This window comes from Variovorax sp. efr-133-TYG-130, assembly GCF_030208835.1.
Lineage (GTDB): Bacteria > Pseudomonadota > Gammaproteobacteria > Burkholderiales > Burkholderiaceae_C > Variovorax.
Genome location: NZ_JARVTD010000004.1, coordinates 184,360 through 202,273, shown reverse-complemented (window position 1 = coordinate 202,273; position 17,914 = coordinate 184,360). Strand labels below are relative to the sequence as shown.

Genomic DNA, 17,914 nt, shown 5'->3' with positions numbered 1-17,914 from the left:
AGGCCACGAGGGAGGCCGCGAAGCAGGCCGGTGGGGGCGGGAGAGCTTAGCAGGGCCGCATCGCGGTGCGGCCCGGTTGCGTCAAAGCCATTTGTCCAGCGGATTGCCGTCGTTCGGCACGCGCGGCCGCAGGCAGGGCAGGAACTGCCCCGACCCCGGTTCGGCCAGGAACTCGCCGTCCTGCCACACCACGCGCCCGCGCGAGACGGTGACGCCCGGCCACGCCCGAAGCTGCATGCCTTCATAGGGCGTGTAGTCGACCGCGTGGTGGAGCATGCTGTTGGTGAGCAGTTTCTCCTGCCCCTGGGCGAACACGTCCCACACGACGAAATCGGCGTCGCTGCCGACCGCGATGGTGCCCTTGCGGGGGTAGAGGCCGTACAGCCGCGCCGGATTGGTGGCCGTGAGTTCGACGAAGCGGTGAATGTCGATGCGCCCCTTGAGCACGCCCTCGCTCATCAGCAGCGGCAAGCGGGTTTCCACGCCCGGAATGCCGTTGGGAATGCGGTCGAAGGACGCGTGGTCGCCGGCCACGCGCTTGCCGTCGCTGCCGCCCATGTTGAAGGGCGCGTGGTCGGACGAGAAGATGGTGAACAGCCCGCTCGACAACCCGTTCCAGATGAACTGCTGGTTGGCCTTGTCGCGCGGCGGCGGGCTGCAGATGCAGCGCGCGCCATGCATCGGATCGTCGGGGTCGATGCCCAGGTCCTCGGCGCTCAGGAACAGGTACTGCGGGCAGGTCTCCGCATGGATCGGCAGGCCGCGTCCGCGCGCCCAGTGGATCTGCTCGACCGCCTCGCGGCCGGACACGTGCACGATCAGGATCGGCGTGTCGACCAGCTCGGCCAGTGCGATGGCGCGGTGCGTGGCCTCGCGCTCCACCGCCATGGGCCGCGAGCTGCTGTGGTAGCGCGGCGCGGTGAGCCCCGCGTCCAGCAGCTGCTCGGTGAGCCAGGCGATGCAGTCGCTGTTCTCCGCGTGGATCATGGTCATGGCGCCGTGCTTTCGCGCGGTGGCCAGCACTTCGATGATCTGCCGGTCGTCCAGCTTGAGGTCGTCGTAGGTCATGTAGATCTTGAAGGAGGTGTAGCCCTTCTCGATCAATGCGGGCAGCTCGCGCTGCGTCACGTCGCGCGTGGCGTCGGCCACGATCAGGTGGAAGGCGTAGTCGATCACGGCCTTGCCTTCGGCGCGGCGGTGGTAATCGTCCACCGCCTCCTGGATGCTGTGGCCCTTCTGCTGCGCGGCGAAGGGCAGCACGGTGGTGGTGCCGCCGCAGGCCGCGGAACGCGTGCCGGTGAGAAAGTCGTCCGCGAAGCGCGAGCCGTCGCTGGTCGGCTGGTCGAAGTGGCAGTGGCCATCCACGCCGCCGGGCGTCACCAGCCGGCCGCGCGCGTCGATCTCGTGGCCGGCGCTCGCGTCGAGGCCTTGCGCAATGGCGCAGATGCGCCCGTCGCGCACGCCGATGTCGGCGGTGTAGCGGTCGCCCGCGGTGGCGATGTCGGCGTTGCGCAGGATCAGGTCGTAAGTGGTCATGAGGCGTGCTCCGGAGGCTTTCTTTCTAGCGCTGCTCGAGCGCCGGTTCGGCGGGCACCGCCGGCGCGCTCGCGTTGCCGTAGGCACGGCCGTAGTGGCGCTCGATGCGCCGCTGGACGAAGTCCCACGCGGTGGTCATCAGCAGGTAGTAGATGGCCGCGACCACGAACAGCTCCAGCACCATGAACTTCTCCTGGATCAGCACCTGCGTGCGGCGCAGCAGCTCTTCCATGGAGATCACGGAGGTGATCGAGGTGGTCTTGAGCAGGCCGTTGATGCTGTTGCCCAGCGTCGGCACGATCAGTCGCATGGCCTGCGGCATCACGATGTAGCGCATGGTCTGCGCGCTGCTGAAGCCGACTGCGCGCGCGGCGTTCGTCTGGCCGGCGGAAATCGACTGGATGCCGCCGCGCACGATCTCCGCCAGGTAGGCCGCCTCGTTGAGGATCAGCCCCAGAAGCGCCGACTCGATGACCGACAGTTTCAGACCCAGCTGCGGCAGCCCGGTGTAGATGATGATCAGCTGCACCAGCAGCGGCGTGCCGCGGAACACCCAGATGTAGAAGTGCGCGGGCCCCGCGATCCACCGGCGGCTCGACAGCCGGGCCAGCGCGAGCGTGCAGCCCACGACCAGCCCGCCCGCGATGGCCGCGAGCGTGAGCCACAGCGTGGTCACCGCGCCGCTGAGGATGTACGGATTGAACAGGTAGTCGACGAACCCCGACCAGCTCCAGCCTTGTCCCATGAGTGTTCCTTGGTGTGCTCGATGGCGATGGCGGCGGGGCTCAGCCCGCCGGCCCCTTGACGCTCACCGCGCCGTCGACGGCCTTGACGCCGTACTGGTCGAACAGCTTCTGGAAGCTGCCGTCGGCCTTCATGTCGTTCATGACCTTGGCCATCGCGGCGGCCAGGTCCTTGTTGCGCGCGGCCAGCGCGACGGGCGTGGGGAACAGGCCATGCAGCACACGTTCGAAGTCGCCGCGCTTCTGGTACTCGGCGCCCGTCGAGTCGATCGACAGTGCCACCTCGACCTGCCCCGCGCGCAGCGCCTGGAACGCCATGGCGAAGTTCTCGAAGGTGCGGATGGTCATGCCCTTCATGCCCTTGTCGGTGAGCTGCTTGTCGAGCTCGCGCGCCTTGCGCTCCTCGAAGCCGCCGAGCTCCACGCCGATGCTCTTGCCCGACAGGTCGTCCGGCTTGGTGATCTTCAGCGGGTTGCCCTTGGCGGTGCTGATGCTGATGGCCTGGTCTTCGTAGATGAGCATCTGCATCAGCTTGGCGCGCTCTTCCGTGTAGAAGATGCCGGTGTTGATGACGTCCCAGCGGCCCGCCTGCAGGCCCGGGATCATGGCGGAGAACTCGATGCGGACGTATTCGGGCGTGAGGCACAGGCGCTTGGCGATGGCCTCGCCGAGTTCCACGCGCATGCCCTTGAGCGCGCCCGTCTGGTCGACGAACTGCATCGGCGGCAGGGTGGGGTTGACCGACATGGTCAGCGTGCCCTTCTTGACGAGCGCCGAGTCGGGCACGGGCGACTTGCAGGCCTGCGCGTTCGCGGCGCCCGCGCAGAAGACGAAGAGTGCCGTTGCCGACGCGAGAGCGGAGAGCAGTTTCATGGGAGTGTCCTTGAGGAATGAACGAACGAGGCGACGAGGTGAACTGGTAAGAGGGCGGGCGCTCAGGCGTGGATCGAGTCCAGCAGGTCGAGGCGCGCGAGGGCGCTGCGCAAGTCGGCGGCGTCGGCCTCGGGCAGGGGCAGGCGGGGCGCGCGCGGCTTGCCGACCGGCAGGCCCATCATCGTGAGCCCGTCCTTGGAGGCGGCGACGTACCGGTGGCCGCCCACCCAGCGCACGATGGGCAGCATCTGCTTGTAGAGGGCGAGTGCGGCGGGCATGTCGCGCTCGTCGGCCACCAGCTCGAACAGGCGCGCGGACATCTTCGGGATCAGGTTGGAACACACGGCCACCCAGCCCTGCGCGCCGAGCCAGAACGACTCGTAGCCGAGGATGCCGGCGAACACGGTCATGCGGTCGCCGCACAGCTCGATGATGTCGCGCACACGGGTCACCTCGAGCGTCGACTCCTTGATGTATTTGCAGTTGTCGATGCGCGAGAGGCGGGCCACCAGTTCCGGCTTGAGGTCGACGTTGGCGGTGGCCGGGTTGTTGTAGACCATGATCGGAATGTCGATCGACTCGCCCACCTTGCGGTAGTGCGCGAACAACTCGTCGTCGGTGGGCGTGCTGTAGAAGGGCGGAATGATCATGACGCCGTCGGCACCCATGCTCTGCGCCTCGCGGCTCAGCCGCACGCATTCGTCGGTCCACTCCGCGCCGGTGCCGATCAGCACCGGCACGCGTTTTGCTGCAGTGCTCACGCAGGTTTCGATCACCAGTTGGCGCTCATCGGGCGTCAGCGACAGGAACTCTCCGGTGCTGCCCAAGGGGATCAGCCCGTGGATTCCCTCCTCGATTTGCCAATTGACCAGCTTCTTCAGTGCCGGCACGTCCACGTGCAGGCCGTCGTCGGTCATGGGGGTGATGAGCACCGTATAGGTGCCGCGGAACGCTGTCATGGGGCAGTCCTTGGAAAATCGGATGACGAAGTATACGTATACGTGTAGTATACGTATACATTCAAACGCGTCAACGCGGATTCCGTTTTTTCCTCGCACCTGCCCATGAGCGCCAGACTGAACCACCCCTCGATCGCCACGGCCGGACGTCCCGTGCGCTTCTGGTACGACGGCCAGCCGGTGGACGGCCTCGAAGGCGAGACCATCGCGGCCTCGCTCGCGGCCAGTGGCATCAAGGCAATGCGGCATACCCGCGGCAACGAGCGCCGCGGCCTTTACTGCGGCATGGGCGCGTGTTTCGATTGCCTGGTCACGGTGGACGGCCAGGCCAGCCAGCGCGCCTGCCTGACCAAGGTGGCCGAAGGCCAGCAGGTGCGCTCCACCTTGCCGGCCGGCACGCCGGACGACCCGCTGCAGCCGCTCACGCCCGAGGCCGGCGCCGAGCCCGCCCGGCGGCAGGTCGATGTACTGGTCGTAGGCGCCGGCCCGGCCGGGCTCTCGGCGGCGCTGGCCGCGCGCCAGGCCGGCGCCGAAGTCCTCGTGCTCGACGAGCGCCTGGAATCGGGCGGGCAGTTCTACAAGCCGCTCGCACCGTCCCATCGCGCAGCCACGCCGTCGGACCGCCAGTTCGCCCAGGGGCTGGCGCTGGCGCAGGACGTGCGCGCCGCCGGCGTCACGGTCATCCAGGGCGCCCAGGTCTGGGCCGCCTTCTCGCCGACGGAGGTCGCGGCGGTCATTGACGGGCGCGCCACGGTCATCGAATGCCGCCAGCTCGTGATCGCGCCCGGCGCCTATGAGCGTCCGGTGCCGTTCCCCGGCTGGACCTTGCCCGGCGTGATGACGACCGGCGCGGGCCAGACGCTGGCTCGCGCCTACCGTGTCTCGCCGGGCCGCCGGGTGGTCATCGCGGGCAACGGACCGCTCAACCTTCAACTGGCCGCGGAGTTGCTGGCCGGCGGCGCTGAAGTGGTTGCCGTGCTGGAGTCGGCCCCGCGCCCGTCGCTGCGCCACTGGCGCCAGTTGCTGGCCGCCGCCCGCACCGCGCCCGACCTGGTGGTCGACGGCTGGCGCTATCTGCGGCGGCTGCGCGCCGCCGGCGTACCGGTGCTGTGGGGGCATGCCGTGGTCGAGGCACAGGGCGATGCCGACGCCACGAGCGGCCTTCGCCGCGTGGAGATCGCGCGCATCGACGCCCAAGGCCGCGCGGTGCCGGGAACCCGGCGCACGCTGGAGGCTGACACGCTCTGCCTGGGCTATGGCTTCATCCCCTCGACCGAGCTCGCGCGCATGCTCGGCTGCGCGCACCGGCTCGCCGACCGGCACTTGGGACACCTGGCCACCATCACACAGGAAGACGGCGCCACCAGCGTGCCCGGCGTCTACGTGGTGGGCGACGGTGCCGACCTGGGCGGCTCACGCGTGGCGTTGGCGCGCGGCGCGCTGGCCGGCGCCGCGGCGGCGCACAACCTGGGCCTGCATGCGAAGGCGTCGGCGACGCTGGCCGACGCACCGGCCCGCCTGCACCGCGCCGAGTGCTTCCAGCAGGCACTGTGGTCGATCTACACCCCGCCGCCCGTCACGCTGGCCGCTGTGCCCGACGACACCCTGCTGTGCCGCTGCGAGGAAGTCAGCTTCGGCTCGGTGCGCGAGCAGATCCGTGCCGGTGCCGACACCCTGGCCGCCATCAAGCGAAACACGCGCCTTGGCATGGGGCGCTGCCAGGCACGCTATTGCGCCGTCACCGCCGGGCGGCTGGTGGCCGAGCTCACCGGCCGGCCGCCGGAGGTCGAGCAGTACTTCGCGCCGCGTCCGCCCGCCAAGCCGGTGCCCGCCGGCGCGCTCGGTTTCGAGAAGCCCGAATGGGGCGGCCACAAGCCCGCCATCACGCCCAACCTCGCACGGCCGGTCGAGCACGCGCCCTTGGAGCCGCTGCGCACCGACGTGCTGGTCATCGGCGCGGGCGTGCTCGGCGCATGCCTGGGCTACTTCCTGTCGAAGGCGGGCCGGGACGTCACAGTGGTGGACCGCGACGACCTCAACCTGCAGGCCTCGGGCGCCAATGCGGGCAGCCTGCACGTGCAGTTGCTGTCCTTCGACTTCGGTGCCAAGGCCCAGGAGGGCGGTGGCCCCGCCGCGGCCACGCTGCCGCTGGGGCCGATGTCGGTGCGCCTGTGGCAGGAGATCGAGTCCGACTGCGGCGAAGACCTCGAGATCAAGATCACCGGCGGCCTCATGGTCGCCGACAGCGAAGCCGGCATGCGCTTCCTCGAGGCCAAGGCCGCGCTGGAGCGGCGCCACGGCATCGATGCGCAGGTGATCGACGGCGCCGACCTGCGCCGCCTGTCGCCCGCGCTTTCGGGCGAGCTGCTCGGCGCCGAGCTGTGCCCCATGGAAGGCAAGATCAACCCGCTGCGGGCGACCTACGCCGTGGCACGGCGCGCGCAGCAGCAGGGCGCGCGCGTGCTGCGCGGTTGCGACGTGCAGGCCATCGAGCGGCTGCCGGGCGCCGGCGCCGGCTACGTCGTGCGCACGTCGCGCGGCGTCATCCATGCGGGGCGCGTGGTCAACGCAAGCGGCGCCTGGTCGAGCGCCATCGGCCGCATGCTGGGCATCACCATCCCGGTGAAGGGCGCGCCGCTGCAGATGATCGTGACCGAGCCCGCGCCGCCGCTGGTCAATCACCTGGTCGCGCATGCCGACCGGCACCTGAGCCTGAAGCAGGCCGCCAGCGGCGGGCTCATCGTCGGCGGCGGCTGGACCGCCGCCTTCAACGAAGACATGCGCCTGAACCGCGCCGTGCGCGACAGCATCGAGGGCAACCTGTGGGTCGCGCGCCGCGTGCTGCCCGCGGTGCGCGGCCTGCACATGGTGCGCTGCTGGGCGGGCATGAACGTCAACATCGACGGCGCTCCGATCCTCGGCGAGGTGCCGGGATGCCCTGGTTTCTACAACGCCGTGACTTCCAACGGCTACACGCTCGCGCCCGTCACCGCACAACTCGTCACCGAGCTGATCGTGCGCGGGCGCACCGACTTCGACATCACGCCTTTTCGCATCGAACGCTTTCTCTGACCGCCATGATCGACATGACCGACCACGCCCCCGCCTTCACCCTTGCGCGCGATTCGCTGCGCCAGTTCATCGACGCCCACTTCGACGAGCAGGTGAGCACGCTCGCCGAACTGGTGCGCTGCCCCTCCGACAACCCGCCCGGCGACTGCGCGCCGCATGCCGAACTCACCGCCCGCCTGCTCGAAGCCATGGGCTTCGAGGTCGAGCGCCATGCAGTGCCTCCCGAGTACGCCGCCGCGCACGGCATGCGCAGCGTGACCAACCTGATCGTTCGCGAGCGCTTCGGCGAAGGCCCCGTCATCGCGCTCAACGCCCACGGCGACGTGGTGCCCCCGGGCGCCGGCTGGAGCGTCGACCCCTATGGCGGCGAGGTGCGCGACGGCTGGCTGTACGGCCGCGGCGCTGCGGTGTCGAAATCCGACTTCACGACCTACGCGTTCGCGATGCGCGCGCTCAAGCACCTGGCCGCATCGGGCACGCCGCTGGGCGGCACGGTCGAGCTGCACTTGACCTACGACGAGGAAACCGGCGGCGTGACCGGCCCCGGATGGATCCTGTCGAAGGGCCTGAGCCGGCCCGACTTCGTGCTCTCCGCCGCGTTCTCGCACCACGTGGTGGTCGCGCACAACGGCTGCCTGCACCTGGAGGTGTCGGTGCGCGGCACCTCGGCACACGCAGCGCGGCCCGACACCGGCCACGACGCGATCGAGGCCGCCGCCACGTTGCTGCCTGCGCTGTACCGCTACCGCGACGGCCTGGCCGACCGGCCCTCGCGCACGCCAGGCATCACCCATCCGACCATGGTGGTTGGCCTCATTGCCGGTGGCATCAACACCAACGTGGTGGCCGATGCACTGAGCCTGCGAATCGACCGGCGCATCGTGCCCGAGGAATCGCCCGAGGCGGTGGAGGCCGAGTTGCGCGAAGTGATCGAATCGGCCTGCCGCGCGCTGCCCGGCATTTCGGTGGAGATCCGCCAGATCCTGCTGGCACGCCCGTTCGCGCCGGCGCCCGGGGCCGACGAATTGGCCGCCCTGGTGTGCCGCGAGGCCAGCGATGTCATGGGCAAGCCGGTCACGCCAATCGGCGTGCCGCTCTACACCGACGCGCGCCTGTACAGCGAAGCGGGCATTCCCACCGTGATGTATGGCGCCGGCCCGGAATCGCTGCTCGAAGCCAACGGCCACCGTGCCGACGAGCGTGTGCCGCTGGACGAACTGCGCAAGGCCACCCGCGTGGTCGCCAACACGCTGCACCACCTGTTGACGCGCTGAAGCGCCAAGGAGCCGAGCCATGATCGAAATCAGCCACGTCAACAAAAGCTACGGCGCCTTCCAGGTGCTGACCGACTGCACCGCCCACATTCGCAAGGGCGAAGTGGTGGTGGTCTGCGGGCCCTCGGGCTCGGGCAAGTCCACGCTCATCAAGTGCGTCAACGCGCTGGAGCCTTTCCAGCAGGGGCGCATCACGGTCGACGGCGTGTCCGTCGGCGACCCCAAGACCGACCTGAACAAGCTTCGCGCGCGCGTCGGCATGGTGTTCCAGCACTTCGAGCTGTTTCCCCATCTGTCGATCGAGGACAACCTGTCGATCGCGCAGGTCAAGGTGCTCAAGCGCTCGGCTTCCGAAGCCCGCGCCGCTTCCATGGCGCTGCTGCAGCGCGTGGGCATGCGTGCGCATGCCCACAAGTTCCCGAGCCAGCTGTCGGGCGGGCAGCAGCAGCGCGTGGCCATTGCACGCGCGCTGGCCATGGACCCCATCGCCATGCTGTTCGACGAGCCCACTTCGGCGCTCGACCCCGAGATGGTCAACGAAGTGCTCGACGTGATGGTCGGCCTGGCCCGCGAGGGCATGACCATGATGTGCGTCACGCACGAGATGGGGTTCGCGCGCAAAGTGGCGAACCGGGTGATCTTCATGGACCGCGGCTGCATCGTGGAAGACTGCGCCAAGGACGAGTTCTTCGGCGACCCGTCGGCCCGCTCCGACCGGGCGCAGCAGTTTCTCTCGAAGATCCTCCAGCACTGACGCCGGCGGTTGCCGAGCCTGATCACCCCGATTTTCCGGTTTTAGATTCGAGCTGCTCGTTGGCGAGATCTCCAAGACTCCTGATCGCCCCTTCCAGGCGCGGATCGCTGGGATACCCGTAGTTGATGCGCAGGTGCCGGGTGTACCGGCGGTCGGCTGAAAACAAATGCCCCGGCGCTACGCCTATGCCGAGCCGAAGAGCGTCCTGGTGCAGTGCGAGCGAGTCGACCCCTTCCGGCAGCGCGAGCCACAGGAAGTAGCCGCCCTCGGGGCGCGTGACCCGCGTGCCAGCCGGAAAGTATCGATCGACAAGTCGCAAGCACTCAGCCTGCTGGCGGCTGAGCGAATGCCGCAGCACGCGCAGGTGACGATCGAAACTCTTGTGTTGCAGGTACTCCTGCAACGCCAGTTGGGAGGGGAGGGCCGTCGCCAGCGAGCTCATCAACTTGTTCCGGCTCAAAGTGGCTGCAAAGCGGCCACCCGCTACCCAACCGATGCGATATCCGGGTGCCAGGGATTTCGAGAAAGAACTGCAGTGCAGCACCCAGCCGTCCCGGTCCCAGGCCTTGGCTGGTGGCGGTCTACGAGCGCCATGCGCGAGCTCGCCGTACACGTCGTCTTCGATCAGCGGTATGGAACGGGTGGCGAGCATGCCGACCAGTTGCTCCTTGGCTGTGTCGCTCATGGTGCAGCCCATCGGATTCTGGAAGGTCGGCATGAACCAGCAGGCCTTCACCGGATGCTGGTCGATCACGCGCGCAAGCGAGTCGAGATCTACACCTGTACGCGGGTGGGTCTCGACCTCGACCGCGCGAAGACCGCGCCGCTCCAGTGCCTGCAACGCACCATAGAAGGTCGGTGTTTCGATCGCCACGACGTCGCCCGGCTGCGTCACCGATTCGAGCGCGAGATTGAGTGCTTCCATCGCCCCGCTGGTGATGACCAGTTCCGACGCGGGAACATCCATTCCGACGCTGCCGTAACGCAGGGAGATCTGATGGCGTAGAAGCGCGTTTCCGGGTGACAGGTCCTCGACGGTCTGCCAAGGATCCATCCGCTTGAGCGCTCGCGTCAGGCCGGCGGCGAGTTGCTCGAAGGGAAACAGCTCTGGCGACGGAAAGGCCGAACCGAGCGGGACCATGTCGCGCTCGCGCGCCTGTGCAAGGACCTGAAAGACGAGCGACGAGACGTCGACTGACATGGACCGGAGGACAGGCGCGCTGGCGGCGAGTTCGTTGGCCGTCGTTTCCGCGCCCGCTCGAACGAAGTATCCCGACCGCTGCCGCGCTTCGACGAGCCCTTGCGCCTCCAGCAGGTAGTAAGCAGAGAACACGGTGGACGCACTGATGCCCATCTGCGACTTCAGTTCGCGCACCGAGGGAAGGCGATCGTTCGCCTTCAGCCTGCCGGCGCGAATGCGCTGAGCGATGTTGTCGGCGAGCTTCTCGTAGCGGTTCATGGGCATTCCTCCTGATACGGTCATTCGGGACCGCTTCACAGATTTTCGTATCAGACGTCGGCATGCGCCGGCGCGACTACCGGCCGCCCGGCATCTGATATGCAAATCTGGAGCCGATCTGGTTCTGTACGTATCAGTCTGAAAAGTGAACACTCGACAACACGTTGAAAGTGCTTCTGTGGTGCCAGTCGGTAGCTTTACCAGATTGGCTTTTCATTTCGTTTAAATCATGAATTCGATTCCTGTTTCTTTTGTTATTTTCAAGATCCTCGTGCTCAGCGTCGGCATGTATTTGGCCGTGAAGTGGCATTACGTTCGAGGACAGAAATACAAGAATCAAAAGACGGCTGCCGTGTTGCTCACGTCCATCAAGGTGGGATTGGCATTCGTCGCTTCGTCTTTCCTTATGTTGTTCCTTACCCTTGAATTTTGCAAAAGGATGGGTTTGGACCTGACCATGTAGTTATTGGAAGTTTTCGATAACCTCGTCGCGATTTGCACGCTACGTTTTCCAACCATACGAATTTTCTTGTACGCAGGAAAATTCGTAATTCGTGCTTTGCTTCTAACCGCAACTCTCCTTTGCGAGCAGTCAAAGTTAACATAAGACACATTGCATGAATTTCTAACGTCACCGATCGCCACAGCGCCAGGAAAACGGCTCACCCGCGAAGGCTCGGCAGCCGTTCAGCGCGCGTGGAACGCGCCCAGACGAACGTCATGGCGGCAGCGAGCAGAACCACCGGCAGCATCGCCGCATTGAGCGGCGCCCAGCCGAAGTGATCGAGCGCGGGGCCGGCGGCGAGCGTCGCGAAAGCCGTGCACACGTTGCGCAGCAACTCCGCGGCGCCCTGCGCACGGCCGCGCTCCTGCGGGCGATATGACTGCGCCAGCAGCGTGGTGCCGCCGACGAACATGAAGTTCCAGCCCACGCCCAGGCAGAACAGCGCCGCGTAGAAGGCAGGCAGCGTGGTCGAACTCATCGCCAAGACCGAACACACGACATTGAGCACCATGCCCAGGCTCACCACACGCGGCAAGCCCCAGCGCTGGATGAGCGCGCCCGCGAACAGCGCCGGCGCATACATGCCCACCAGGTGCCACTGCATGATCCCCGCGCCGTCGTCGATGGAGTGGTTGCAGGCCACGGCCGCGAGCGGCGCGGCCGTCATCACGAACATCATCGACACCGACCCCACCACGTTGTTGGCCAGCGCGGCGATGAAGATGGGCTGCCTTGCGATCTCGCCCAGCGGCCGGGCCGGCCGAGTGTCGACCGGCCCGGCCGCCGCGGAGTGCATCTGCGTGTCGCGGTAGAGAGCCACGATCAAGACAACCGAGATCGCACCCAGAACCGCCACCATCAGGTAGGCCCCCGCGAACAGAACTGGCGGAAAGAGGTCCTTGCTCCAGGCCGCGAGCGCCGGCCCCGCGACAGCCGCGATCACGCCGCCGGCCAGCACTGTCGACACGGCGCGGCTCTTGTCGGCAACCGCCACGCCGTCGGCCGCGGCCAGCCGGTAGAACTGCGCGAAGGCCTGGTAGACGCCCACCAATGCCGTGCCGGCGCAGAACACCCAGAAACTGTCGTGAAAGACAGCCCACACCGACACGAGGCCGCCCGCCGTGCCCGCGAGCGCGCCCAGTGCGAACCCGCCACGCCGCCCGATGCGCTGCATCAGCAGCGACGCGAACCACGTCACCACCGCCCCCGCTACCGTGATGAGCGCAAAGGGCAGCGTCGCCAGCGACTTGTCGGGCGCGAGCATGTGGCCCGTGAGCGCGGTGAGTGTGAGGTCGATCGAAACGGCCGCCGTGTAGAGACCCTGGCAGATCGCGAGCACTCGCGCATCGCGGCGGCCGGTGGAGATGGTGGCGGTGTTGTCGGTCATGAAAGCGAAGGAGCGGGTTTGACAGCCTGAACTCTAGGCAACGACACTCCGGCACGAATGACATACTTCCCTCGTTAAACGACATGACCCGCTTTGTCTCCTTCTTGCTCGTTCCGGAGTTCCAGCTGTTCGACATGGCGGGCCCGCTGTCGGTGTTTCAGGTGGCCGCCGAAATCGGACGCGGCCGGCGCGGCCCCGCCTACGAAATCGCGGTGTTTTCCGAGCGCGGGGGTCGCGTGGCGTGTTCGGCCGGACTCGAAATGCAGACGCGCTCGTGGCGCGATTCGCAGGCCGGCACCGTCATCGTTCCTGGCGGCCAGGGCGCACGAAAGCCCGGCGCGGCCACGCCCGCGCTGGTGCAACACCTGCGCGCCGCGCTGGCAGCGAAGCGGCGCGTGGCCAGCGTGTGCACCGGCGCGTTCCTGCTGGCCGAGGCGGGCCTGCTAGACGGGCGCCGTGCCACCACGCACTGGCGCCAGGCCGCGCTGCTGCAACGCAACTATCCCGCCATCACCGTCGATGCCGATCGGATCTTCGTGCGCGACGGCCATGTGTGGAGTTCGGCGGGCATCGCGGCCGGCATCGATCTCGCACTGGCACTGGTCGAGGCGGATCTTGGCGCCGACATCGCGGGCGCGGTGGCGCGCGAGATGGTCGTCTACCACCGGCGCACGGGCGGCCAGTCGCAGTTCTCCGCGCTGCAGGACCTCGCGCCGCAGAGCGAACGCATGCGCGCCGTGCTCGCACACATCGGCGAGAACCTCACGGCCGACCTCGACATCGACCGGCTCGCCGAAGTGGCCTGCGTGAGCCCGCGCCAGTTCATGCGCACCTTCAAGGCCGAGACGGGACAGACGCCGGCCAAAGCCGTGGAGCGCATCCGTGCCGAAGTTGCACGCACGCACATCGAAGGCGGCGACAGCAGCATCGAAGCGGTTGCGCGGCTCACCGGTTTCGAGGACCCGGAGCGCATGCGGCGCGCGTTCGTGCGCGTGTATGGCCAACCGCCGCAGGCCTTGCGGCGCATGGCGCGAGCGGCGGCGCCCGCCGGGGCGCCTCGTGCTTGAGCTCACCTCGACAGGGCAATCTTGTTCGGCGCCTGTCCGGCATTGACCGTCAGCGTCGCCTGCGGATCCAGCACACCCGACGCCGCATCGATGGTGTAGATCGACACCTTGCCGTCCGTGTTGTCCGCCACATAGGCGAACTTGCCGCTCGCGTCTATCGCCACGGAAGCGGGACGATTGCCGGTGGAAATCGTCGGCGTCACCGCAGGCGTCGGCACGCCGGTCGAGGCGTTCAAGGCGTAGGCCGACACGTTGTGGCTGTCCAGGTTCGCCACGTAGGCAAAGCGTCCCTTCGGGTCCACGGTGATGCTGAATGGACCGCCACCTGTCGCGGGCGGCGTTGCTGCAAGCGGCGTCAGCACGCCCGACACGGGGTCGATGGCATAGGCCATGACGGTCCTGTCGCCCTGGTTCAAAACATAGGCGAAGCGGCCCGAGGGATCCACGGCAATGTCGCGGGCTCCGGATCCGGCCGTCACGGTGGGAATCGTCATCGGGCTCAACGCTCCGGACGTGGGATCGATGTTGTAGGCGACACGGTACCGTCGCCGGTGTTCGCCACATAGGCGAAGCGGCCCGTGGGGTCCACGGCTATACCGTAAGGCGATCCGCCGGTCTCCACGGACGACACCGCCATCGGACTCAGTGCGCCCGTATTCGCATCGACGTCGAAAGCCAGCACGCGGTCGCCCGCCAGGTTCACGAAGTAGGCGAAGCGGCCGGTGGGGTCCACCGCCATCCCTGCCGAGATGGCACCAACTGCCACGGATGGCGCACCGATGGCAGTCAAGTCACCTGTCGCACGGTCGATGGAATACGCCGACACGCCGGCGCCCGACGTGCTCGAAACGTACACGAAGCGGCCCGATGGATCGACGGTCAGCGCGTACGGACTCGGCACCGACAGCGTCGTCGCAGCGCGCAGCGCTCCTGTCGACGCATCGACGGTGTAGGCAGACACGCTGTTGCTGCCGCCGTTCGACACATAGGCAAAGCGTGAAGGAGGCTCGGCGCAGACGACCTGCACGTCGTCCACCGCGGCCGCCGCGATGGTTCCGCTGCCGTTGGCGACGGTGCATACGCGCGTCAGGATCTTGGACTGCGACTTTATCGACACCGTATAGCTCGCACCGCCGGCAAGCGGTGTCGCAAAACTGAAGCGGCCGTTGGCGGCGATGGGCAGGTCGTCGCCGGCGTTGTTCTGCAACACGAGGCCCGAGCCCAGCAGCCCGGTGACCGTGCCGCTCACGGCGTAAGTCGGTGCAGCCGGCGGCGGCGACGGCTCAGGCGTCGACGCGGGTGGAGTCGAGGAGGATGCGGGAATGACCGGGAAGAAGCCGCCCTCCCCGCCCCCTCCTCCTCCGCCGCAGGCAACAAGCACGAGGGTGATTGCCGTGGCAAGGGCGTAGCCAGCGCGGCGCGAAAAGGCGGAATGCAGCGTCATCGGGATGGTCGGCGAGTGAAGCGTTTTTTGACGAACGCGCAGGCTAACGAAGGAGGCTTTCCGAAGCCATCCCCGAGAACAGGTAGAACGGTGTGGACTCCGAGCGCCGGGCTCAGCGCGATGCGAGGCTTTCCAGGTAGGCGCAGAGCATGTCGGCCATCGCGTCCGCCCAGGATTCGATCTCGGCGGCGGTCCGGGGGCTCTCCGAAAAATCCTTGCCCACCGTGCTGAGCGTCCTCACGATCAGGTCGCCCGCCATTTCACGCGTGGCATCGGAAGCCGCGGGCAGGGCTTGCTTCATGAACACCCTCACGATCTCGCCGCCGGCGGCGCGCACTTCCCGGGCCTCGGGCGCGTCACGGTAGAACGGCGCGGCGTCGCCGAGCGCCGTTCGCACCTGCGCCTCGTCGCACTCGGAGCGAATGAAGGCGTGCGTGAGCATGCGCAGGCGTTCGAGCACGGGCCGCTGCATGTCACCCAGAATGCCGCGCATCATTTCCGTGGTCTGCTGCCATTCGTCGCTCTGCAGACGAAACAGGATCGACGCCTTGTTCGGAAAGTACTGATAGACCGAACCGACGCTCACCCCGGCCCTCTCGGCGACGCGCGTGGTGGTGAAGCGGCTCACCCCTTCCTTCGCCAAAACCTGAATAGCTGCCTGAAGAATGGCCTGGAGAAGGTCGGCCGAGCGCGCCTGCTTGGGCTTTCTGCGAGAGGAGATGGAGGCACTCGGGCGGTCTGTCATGGGCAGGATCCGTAACGCGAATGGAAAACGTGAAGGGTTCTTCATATTATTTCGCATCTGCTTTTTCACACGAAAGAACCCGGTGACGACCCTGACCTCCCCTCCCCTCGCCCCTTTGCTCGACCGCCTGTTCCTGCAGGCCGCCGCGGCAACCAGCCCTGCCATCGCCAGCATCAGCCGCGAGGAACGCGAACGGCTGATGCACAGCAAGACCGAGTACCTCGACCTCTATGGCCGGATGAAGGATCTTTGGCTGCCGGTGTCGCGCGAGACCGGCGTGCTGCTCTACCAGCTGGCACGCAGCATGAACGCGCGCAACATCGTGGAGTTCGGCACTTCCTTCGGCCTGTCGACGCTCTACATGGCTGCCGCGCTACGCGACAACGGCGGCGGCAGGCTCATCAGCAGCGAGTTCGAGCCATCGAAGATCGCCAAGGCCCGCGAGCACCTGACTGAAGGGGGCGTGAGCGACCTGGTCGAAATCCGCGAAGGCGATGCGCTGAAGACGCTGGCCGTCGACCTGCCCCAGACCATCGACCTGGTGCTGCTGGACGGCGCGAAGGCGCTCTACCCCGACATCCTGGCGCTGGTCGAGAGCCGCCTGCGGCCGGGTGCGCTGATCGTGGCGGACAACGCCGACCACAGCCCGGAGTACCTCGCACGCGTGCGTGCGTCCGACGGCGGATACCTGTCGGTCCCCTTCGCCGCCGACGTGGAACTGTCCATGCGGGTGGGCTAGCCGCCGGGCTTCCCCACGCCTTCGTCGTCGATGGCCTTTTGCACCGCCCTGTAGAAACTGTCCCGCGCCGCGCTGTCGGCGCGGTTCGACGCCCCACCCGCCCAGTTGCCGTTCGAGGCGATGACCAGCCTGCGCTTCGGGTCGATGAAGATGCCCTGGCCGAAGATGCCGCGCGCCGCGAAGCTGCCGTCGTCGTAGGTCCACCATTGATAGCCGTAGCCGCGGCCCGGCTGGCCGATGTCCGTGCGCCGCGTGGTGGCCTCGGCCAGCCAGCCGTCCGGCACGATCGGCTGGCCGCCGATGCGTGCGCCGTCGAGCACGAACTGCCCGAAGCGGGCAAAGTCGCGCGTGGCCGCCTGGATGCAGCAACCGCTGATCTCCTGCCCCGAGCGGTTCAGGATCCAGGTGGCCTGCTGCTCCATGCCCGCGGGCCGCCAGATCTTCTCCGACAGATAGGTAGCCAGCGGCTTGCTCGTAGCCCGTGCCACCAGCACCCCCACCAGATTGGTCTCGCCCGTGCTGTAGTTCCAGCGGGTGCCCGCCGGTGCCGCCCGGGGGAGCTGGCGCAGGTAGCTCACCAGCGCGTCGGCACCCGGCTCCGGCCGATGGTTGTTGAAGCGCGCCACGTCCGACTGCGGATCGCCGTAGTTTTCGTTCCAGCGCACGCCGGAGGTCATCGTCAGGAGCTGGCGGATGCTGACAGCGTCATATGCCGAGCCCTTCATCTCCACGATGTAGTCGCTGACCTTGTCGTCGAGGCTGCGAATGTGGCCGTCCCGCACGGCGGCACCGAGCAGCGTGGAAGTGATCGATTTCGCCACCGAGAAGCTGGTCCAGCGCCCTTCGCGGTCGAAGCCCAGGCCGTAGCGCTCCAGGCGCAGCTTCCCGTCCTGCAGGATCACGAGCGCGGCGCTGCGCTGCTGCGCCATGTATGCACCGACGTCCAGGGACAGCGCCAACGGCGGCCCCGGCGGCAAGGCCGACGGCGCGGCACCGGCGGCCACGACGTGCGCCTTGGCCAGCACCGGCAAGCGGTCGAGGGCCCGGAAGCCCGCATCGCGCTGGCGCTGGCTCCAGAACAGCACATCGCTGTTGGTGGGCAGCGTGGAGAGCAGCCCGCGCGTTTCCTTGTCCAGGCTGAACCAGCCCGCGGCCCCGGCGATGGCCAGCACGGCGAGCCCCCCGAGAACGATCTTGCCAAGCTTCATGCTGAGAATTCCATGCGAGACGGTGATGAGTGACGATGTGCAGCGCATTGGACACCAAGCCGTCCCGGCCGGCGCCGAGCCCGTTACAACATCCGAGGGCGTTCACCCATCGCCGCCCGTGAAACCTGTGTAATGATTTGAAACCCTTC

15 protein-coding genes are annotated in these 17,914 nt (G+C 67.5%); 5 read left to right on the top strand and 10 right to left on the bottom strand.

Features of this window, described 5'->3' with window-relative positions:
* Positions 1-81: 81 nt before the first annotated feature.
* The 4 genes from hydA to QRN67_RS07360 form a co-directional block, all read right to left on the bottom strand.
* Entirely contained in the window at positions 82-1,536 is a 1,455-nt protein-coding gene (gene hydA / locus QRN67_RS07375) for a dihydropyrimidinase (RefSeq protein ID WP_285411277.1), read from the bottom strand.
* 25 nt (positions 1,537-1,561) lie between these two features.
* Complete coding sequence (locus QRN67_RS07370) at positions 1,562-2,281, bottom strand: amino acid ABC transporter permease (protein ID WP_285411276.1); 720 nt, start codon at positions 2,279-2,281, stop codon at positions 1,562-1,564.
* Between the two features lie 40 nt (positions 2,282-2,321).
* The gene (locus tag QRN67_RS07365) at positions 2,322-3,152 is read right to left on the bottom strand and encodes an ABC transporter substrate-binding protein (protein ID WP_081267647.1); all 831 of its coding nucleotides are present in this window, start codon (positions 3,150-3,152) and stop codon (positions 2,322-2,324) included.
* A 62-nt stretch (positions 3,153-3,214) separates the two neighbouring features.
* Entirely contained in the window at positions 3,215-4,111 is an 897-nt protein-coding gene (locus QRN67_RS07360; RefSeq protein WP_106938311.1) for a dihydrodipicolinate synthase family protein, read from the bottom strand.
* 105 nt (positions 4,112-4,216) lie between these two features.
* Between QRN67_RS07360 and QRN67_RS07355 the strand changes: the two genes are divergently transcribed.
* The 3 genes from QRN67_RS07355 to QRN67_RS07345 are packed head-to-tail and all read left to right on the top strand — an operon-like array spanning position 4,217 to position 9,211.
* Positions 4,217-7,183 (top strand): FAD-dependent oxidoreductase, encoded by a 2,967-nt coding sequence (locus QRN67_RS07355; RefSeq protein WP_285411275.1) that lies wholly within the window; start codon positions 4,217-4,219, stop codon positions 7,181-7,183.
* A gap of 14 nt (positions 7,184-7,197) precedes the next feature.
* Positions 7,198-8,457, top strand: a complete 1,260-nt coding sequence (locus QRN67_RS07350) for a M20/M25/M40 family metallo-hydrolase (RefSeq protein ID WP_285411412.1) — start codon at positions 7,198-7,200, stop codon at positions 8,455-8,457.
* A 19-nt stretch (positions 8,458-8,476) separates the two neighbouring features.
* Positions 8,477-9,211 carry an amino acid ABC transporter ATP-binding protein gene (locus QRN67_RS07345; protein WP_285411274.1) on the top strand — a complete coding sequence of 245 codons (735 nt, stop codon included), beginning with the start codon at positions 8,477-8,479 and terminating at the stop codon, positions 9,209-9,211.
* Between the two features lie 22 nt (positions 9,212-9,233).
* Here the strand turns inward: QRN67_RS07345 and QRN67_RS07340 are convergent, their stop codons facing one another.
* Together QRN67_RS07340 and QRN67_RS07335 are read right to left on the bottom strand one after the other, a co-directional pair.
* Complete coding sequence (locus QRN67_RS07340) at positions 9,234-10,670, bottom strand: aminotransferase-like domain-containing protein (protein ID WP_285411273.1); 1,437 nt, start codon at positions 10,668-10,670, stop codon at positions 9,234-9,236.
* A 662-nt stretch (positions 10,671-11,332) separates the two neighbouring features.
* Entirely contained in the window at positions 11,333-12,562 is a 1,230-nt protein-coding gene (locus QRN67_RS07335) for an MFS transporter (protein WP_285411272.1), read from the bottom strand.
* A gap of 83 nt (positions 12,563-12,645) precedes the next feature.
* On the opposite strand from QRN67_RS07335, the gene QRN67_RS07330 reads away from it, so the two are divergent.
* Positions 12,646-13,629, top strand: a complete 984-nt coding sequence (locus tag QRN67_RS07330; RefSeq protein ID WP_285411271.1) for a GlxA family transcriptional regulator — start codon at positions 12,646-12,648, stop codon at positions 13,627-13,629.
* 2 nt (positions 13,630-13,631) lie between these two features.
* On the opposite strand, the gene QRN67_RS07325 is transcribed toward QRN67_RS07330, so the two are convergent.
* The 3 genes from QRN67_RS07325 to QRN67_RS07315 form a co-directional block, all read right to left on the bottom strand.
* Positions 13,632-14,123, bottom strand: a complete 492-nt coding sequence (locus QRN67_RS07325) for a lactonase family protein (protein WP_285411270.1) — start codon at positions 14,121-14,123, stop codon at positions 13,632-13,634.
* 5 nt (positions 14,124-14,128) lie between these two features.
* Positions 14,129-15,073 (bottom strand): lactonase family protein, encoded by a 945-nt coding sequence (locus tag QRN67_RS07320; protein WP_285411269.1) that lies wholly within the window; start codon positions 15,071-15,073, stop codon positions 14,129-14,131.
* Positions 15,074-15,185: 112 nt separating this feature from the next.
* A complete protein-coding gene (locus QRN67_RS07315) occupies positions 15,186-15,818 on the bottom strand; it encodes a TetR/AcrR family transcriptional regulator (RefSeq protein WP_285411268.1) in 633 nt (210 codons plus the stop codon).
* A gap of 82 nt (positions 15,819-15,900) precedes the next feature.
* On the opposite strand from QRN67_RS07315, the gene QRN67_RS07310 reads away from it, so the two are divergent.
* Positions 15,901-16,557 carry an O-methyltransferase gene (locus QRN67_RS07310; RefSeq protein ID WP_234383060.1) on the top strand — a complete coding sequence of 219 codons (657 nt, stop codon included), beginning with the start codon at positions 15,901-15,903 and terminating at the stop codon, positions 16,555-16,557.
* Here QRN67_RS07310 and QRN67_RS07305 read toward each other — a convergent pair.
* Positions 16,554-17,765, bottom strand: a complete 1,212-nt coding sequence (locus tag QRN67_RS07305) for a serine hydrolase domain-containing protein (RefSeq protein ID WP_285411267.1) — start codon at positions 17,763-17,765, stop codon at positions 16,554-16,556. The genes QRN67_RS07310 and QRN67_RS07305 overlap by 4 nt on opposite strands.
* Between the last annotated feature and the right edge of the window lie 149 nt (positions 17,766-17,914).

Bases quoted from the DNA above. Each gene is read 5' to 3' on its own strand.
- QRN67_RS07340 (WP_285411273.1), bottom strand. From the start codon at position 10,670: ATGAACCGCTACGAGAAGCTCGCCGACAACATCGCTCAGCGCATTCGC.
- QRN67_RS07315 (WP_285411268.1), bottom strand. From the start codon at position 15,818: ATGACAGACCGCCCGAGTGCCTCCATCTCCTCTCGCAGAAAGCCCAAG.
- QRN67_RS07320 (WP_285411269.1), bottom strand. From the start codon at position 15,073: ATGACGCTGCATTCCGCCTTTTCGCGCCGCGCTGGCTACGCCCTTGCC.
- QRN67_RS07360 (WP_106938311.1), bottom strand. From the start codon at position 4,111: ATGACAGCGTTCCGCGGCACCTATACGGTGCTCATCACCCCCATGACC.
- QRN67_RS07305 (WP_285411267.1), bottom strand. From the start codon at position 17,765: ATGAAGCTTGGCAAGATCGTTCTCGGGGGGCTCGCCGTGCTGGCCATC.
- QRN67_RS07345 (WP_285411274.1), top strand. From the start codon at position 8,477: ATGATCGAAATCAGCCACGTCAACAAAAGCTACGGCGCCTTCCAGGTG.
- QRN67_RS07355 (WP_285411275.1), top strand. From the start codon at position 4,217: ATGAGCGCCAGACTGAACCACCCCTCGATCGCCACGGCCGGACGTCCC.
- hydA (WP_285411277.1), bottom strand. From the start codon at position 1,536: ATGACCACTTACGACCTGATCCTGCGCAACGCCGACATCGCCACCGCG.
- QRN67_RS07350 (WP_285411412.1), top strand. From the start codon at position 7,198: ATGACCGACCACGCCCCCGCCTTCACCCTTGCGCGCGATTCGCTGCGC.
- QRN67_RS07330 (WP_285411271.1), top strand. From the start codon at position 12,646: ATGACCCGCTTTGTCTCCTTCTTGCTCGTTCCGGAGTTCCAGCTGTTC.
- QRN67_RS07335 (WP_285411272.1), bottom strand. From the start codon at position 12,562: ATGACCGACAACACCGCCACCATCTCCACCGGCCGCCGCGATGCGCGA.
- QRN67_RS07365 (WP_081267647.1), bottom strand. From the start codon at position 3,152: ATGAAACTGCTCTCCGCTCTCGCGTCGGCAACGGCACTCTTCGTCTTC.
- QRN67_RS07325 (WP_285411270.1), bottom strand. From the start codon at position 14,123: ATGACGATTCCCACCGTGACGGCCGGATCCGGAGCCCGCGACATTGCC.
- QRN67_RS07370 (WP_285411276.1), bottom strand. From the start codon at position 2,281: ATGGGACAAGGCTGGAGCTGGTCGGGGTTCGTCGACTACCTGTTCAAT.